The sequence below is a fragment of the Clostridium sp. genome, from assembly GCF_051656525.1.
GTDB lineage: Bacteria > Bacillota > Clostridia > Clostridiales > Clostridiaceae > Clostridium.
This window is the reverse complement of sequence record NZ_JBOGCC010000183.1, coordinates 1-4842: the sequence shown is the minus strand read 5'-3', so window position 1 is coordinate 4842 and position 4842 is coordinate 1. Positions and strand designations below refer to the sequence as shown.

Sequence of the window (4842 nt, the reverse complement as noted above, 5' to 3'; positions counted from 1 at the left end):
ATTAAACCAAGTGTATGCACACTCCTCTATTAACTCTTCATATCCCACTTCATTATATTTTCTTATTAAAGCATCATAACTACTTTTTTTGTAAAGATGTCCTGCCACCTCTACTTGGCTACCCATTGAGTTAGCAGTTACCACTTCTTTTTTTGTTATTCCTAAATTTTCCAATTGTTTTTTCGTATTTTCCATAAGAACATTTCTTGCTTCAATTGCAAAGTTCTTTAAACTAGTTTTGTTCATTTTTCACCCTTTCTACCTTAATGTATTATTACACACTTTGCTTAAAGACCTGCCATTGTTGCATATAACTCATGGCAGGTCTATTACTTTAATATTAATTTATATCCACTATTTTATTCTCCTTTACTGCCTCTAACATCTTAGCTTTTAATGCTGCTATCTCTTTTTCTAGTTCCTCTATATATGTCTCTACATCAGATTCTGTAGCAACATTATACTTTGTTTTTACAGCTATTTTTTTCATAGAAACTCTTTGCTTTTTAACCATTTTACCACTAGCTTCATTTTTAAAGCCATCTTTTTCTGATTCAGCTATTTTTAAAAGTCCCTCTAGTTCCTCTATTTTTCTAGTATTGCATTCAGATTTAAGATTTTCAAAAGTTAAACGAACTCTTTTTATTAACTCATCAACAGAATCCTTCTTCTCTAACTCCTCTAAAATCTCTCTTTCAAAAGTTGAAATATCATTTCTGATACCTCTTCTATAGCTATTTTCAATATCTAAAATAGTATTGTTTAATCTTCTTTCCTTTGTAAAAATAGAGCTGTCTTTAATATCCACAATCTCTTTTTTAAACTCTTCAGACTTTTCTTCTACCTCTTTTAATAGCTGTACTTTATCTTTTAAAACATTCTGAAGCTTTTGGAAACTCTTTTCAGCTTTTGTTAAAAGGTTACTTTTCTCTCCATCTATTATCTTAGTCTCTTCCTCTTTTAAAAGGTCTAAAAGTCCATCTATCTCTCTTATACAGCTATAAGGAGACTCCATCTCTTTTATCTCTCTAAGTCTATTGTATGGTAAGCTATTTTTTAACTCTCCCAAGTAATCACTTAATTGATCTACCTCATGAAGCTTTTTAACTCCACTATCAAATTTATCTTTTTTAGCAGTTTTAAAGAAATCTTCAACTGTTGCTTCTTTTTCATTTAACTCTAGTAATTCATCCTCCATTGCGATAAACTCTTTTAATACCTTTTCTGGTTTTCCTTTTAATGTAACTACCTCATCTAAAAGATCTATCCAAGATTTTAATATTTTTACTCCAGGATATTTTTTAGCTTCACACTCTTTTTTATGCATAATAGCTAAATTTTTTCTTTTTTCAATAATTGAGAATAGCTCCTCTTTTGGTGAGTCACCCTTTACTTCAAACTCTGTTCCCCATAGTTTTTTCAAAATATTGTTAACTTTGTTTATTAGTTCTCTATCAATCTCCTCTTTTAAAGTTATAACTATTCTTTCAAGAGTTTTAGTTTGTGATTTAGTAAGGTACTCTCTAGCTTCTTTTTTATCAGTTATCAAAACTTTTGATTCTTCTAAGTTAATACGTTTGTATACCCAAAGCTCTGCAATTAATCCATTTACAGAAAATAGATCCCATCCATAAGGTTTAATTGTAAAGTAATCTACTAAATCTTTTAATGTTATAGTTGCTCCTCTTTTATCTAAGTTTGTAACTCTATTTAAGACCTCTCTTATAGCTTCAATGTTTGGATTTTTCTCCATATCTGAGTCTATTTTAAATAGTTGGTTATTGCTATCAAACTCTGTTGAAAGAACATCTCTTATTCTTCCCTCATCATATTTTTTCTTAATAAGTTTGGCATTTTTAAATCTATTATTTGCTGAAGCCTTTAAAGACTCCTCAATAACTTTTTCTGCATCTTTAGCTTTAATATCAACTCTATGTCCATCTAAATAGATTTCAGCTTTTTCTATAGCTAGCTTTATCTCATTTTGTATTCTTCTTTTTCTATTTTGGTTTTCTCTTCCTTTACTTTCTAAAATCTGAGCTATAATCTCTCTACTATTTTCTCTTTGTTTTTTTCTAACGTAAGATTCAACTTTTAGAGAATATTTTATCTCTACTAAATACTCATCATGATTTTCTGGAAGTTTTATTATAAGGTCATACCCATCTCTAACTCCAAGTAAAGAAATTTTATTATAGTCGTCTGCTCCAGGAGTAAGAATAACTATATCCAGTTGTTCTCCAGCTTTTCCCATAGGATATTCATCTATTTTTCTACTAAAGCTATATTTGTTTCCAGTTTCTTCAACAACTACACTTTTTTTAGGGCATATATCTTCAAATATATATGAATCTAAAGCTTTGTATACTGCTCCTAAATCTACATCTTCATCAGCAATCTCTTTATTTATATCCTGTTCCTCATTTGTAAGGAAATAATATGCGTCACCATCTTTTTGGATTAAAACCTCTTTTTGAAGTTTTACTAAAGCTTTTTTAATTCTGCTTTCAAGTTCTATTCTGTCGCAGTCTATAGAATCCACCATAAAACTTGTTAAAGTATTTAAGTTTGGTTCAATACCATTTATACCTTTTAATAGAAAAAGTAATTTTAATACTTCAATTCCAAACTCATCTACACCTTTATCATTTTTAGCATGCATTATTGGTCTTCTTGCGTTATCTTCTAAAAACTGCTCAATTGATTCATAAAAATAGTTAAATGGAACTAAAGCTCCAACTTTTTCCTCACTAACTCTGATACCTGCCTCTTGAAATGAGCTTAAAAGAGATCTTTCTCCTCTAGACATATGCTGACCCGAATGTCCCATGTGTCTAACTTTTTCAAAAACTGTTTGAAGCAAATTAAACTGATACCCTATAAATGGATACGTTTCAGAGAAATCATATTTATTATCATATAGTCTTAAAGTTACACCCTTTTTCTCAAAGCTTACTAGATTCTCTAAATCAATTCTTTTTTTATCGTAGAAGTTTTGTAAATCCTCTCCTTCAATCTCTCTTTTTTCTAAAAGTCTCTTTTTTATAACCTCATCTATATTTCCACTTGATAGTGGTAGCATTGTTTTAAATCTATCTTGAATTTTAGAAAAGTCATTTTTCTTTCTATCGTTAGAATCTAATATAGCTCCTAAATCTTGCTGTGATGTTACTCCCACCCATACTTTTCCTTGGAAGTTTACTCCTAAAAGCTCTATTAGAGTTTGAAGATTTAGCATAAGTTGAGAATTATCTCCAATATACTGCCCTATTTCATCCACAAGGAAAACTATTCTATGATCTTTACCTTTTATCTCAAAATAGTCAGCTAAAAGATCACAGAAACTTTCCACACTTATAGATTTAACACTTTCTTTTTCAAGCCATCTCTCAGCATTTTCTCTACTCATTATATCCAACTCTTCAACGACATCAATAAATTCATCTCCATTGAAGTCAATATTTCTTCTTCCCTCTTCCCAAGTATCTCCTGTTTCCTCTTCAAAGGCATCTTTAAACTCTTGGAATTTTCCTTTTTTCCAAACCATTCTTTCAAAGTCAGCAACTTTTATATCATCCCTTGAAAATCCTTGATATTCATTAAACTTTTTAAGAAAAGCTACAACAATTGCATCCTTATTTTGAAAAGTATCTTGATCACTAACATTATCAATATTAAATAGAATTACATCAGTTGGTTTTTCTGAAGCTTTCTCTAGATTACTTTGAAGAATTGGATCTTTAATTTTATCTTTAAAGTAATCAGTAGCTTTTTTTCCACCATGTACTTTATTTTCAATAATATATCCTACCATTTTAAGAAAGTGTGATTTTCCTGATCCAAAGAATCCTGATATCCAAACTCCCATATCCTCTGTATTATTAAAAAGTGAATCTACGTATCTATCAAAAAGCTTTGTTAAATACTTTCTTACTTCCTCTGTAACTACATATTCACTTAACTCTGTAGCTATAGTTGCTTCTAAATTATTTTCTGCCTTTACAACTCCATTTATCTTTCTACCTATATCATTTTTTAAGGTATCTTTTATTAAAATATTTTCTCCTATCATAATACTTCTCCCCTAGCCTCTTGATTTTTAATTCCAAGACCTATATATAATACAGGTTTTTAGAAACAAAAAAACTAATTTTTGTTAAAAATTAGTTTTTACTTTTTTATAATATTATAACACTTTTTGTTTTAACTTAAAACTTAAATTTAATCTCATTCTTTACTATCTTAGGTACTAAAAAAGAGAGTCATACTTAACTCTCCTTTTTCAAAATTACATTAAGCCATCTTTCTTTTTCTCTTCCAGGCCTAACATCTCCAGTTTCAAAAATTTCATAATAACAAAACTCTAAATCTTTTATTAAATCTAAAAATTTATCTTTCGTAAAACAAGTAAAACTTCTCCCATCTTTCTCATAGTTACTTTCTCCATATTTAAATGATGCATATATAACTCCATTTTTCTTTAAAGCTTTATGACATCTTTTCAATGTTTCTAAAACCTCTTCCTCTCTTAAATGAAGCAATGAAGCACAAGCCCAGATTCCTATAAATTTATCTTGGAAATCTAAATCTTTCATATCCGCCACAATAACCTTTTGTCCAATAAATTCACTAGCTTTCTCAGCTAGAACTGGTGATAGATCTAAAGCTGTAACTGTAAACCCTTCATCTAAAAAGTGCTTGGTATCCCTTCCACTTCCGCAACCTAAATCAAGAATTTCCCCTGTTTTTTCTGAAAGTTTCTCTTCAAAAATCTTATAAGTAGCACTCATATCTGCATTTACTGTGTTGTTAAAAAAATCATCTGCATTATCATTATAAAAT

The 4842-nt window shown here is 29.3% G+C and carries 2 protein-coding genes and 1 pseudogene; all 3 read right to left on the bottom strand.

Translation table 11 applies throughout. The features are described from left to right. Positions 1-246, bottom strand: a pseudogene (locus tag ACRDDY_RS09275) (hypothetical protein); the annotation flags it as partial. Between the two features lie 94 nt (positions 247-340). Further along, complete coding sequence (brxC, locus tag ACRDDY_RS09270) at positions 341-4072, bottom strand: BREX system P-loop protein BrxC (protein ID WP_438564670.1); 3732 nt, start codon at positions 4070-4072, stop codon at positions 341-343. 196 nt (positions 4073-4268) lie between these two features. Then, on the bottom strand, positions 4269-4842 hold a 574-nt coding region (locus ACRDDY_RS09265; protein WP_438564669.1), incomplete at its 5' end, for a class I SAM-dependent methyltransferase.

What these genes read in the sequence shown, in the direction of transcription:
- brxC (WP_438564670.1), bottom strand. Translation starts at nt 4,072, where the DNA reads ATGATAGGAGAAAATATTTTAATAAAAGATACCTTAAAAAATGATATA.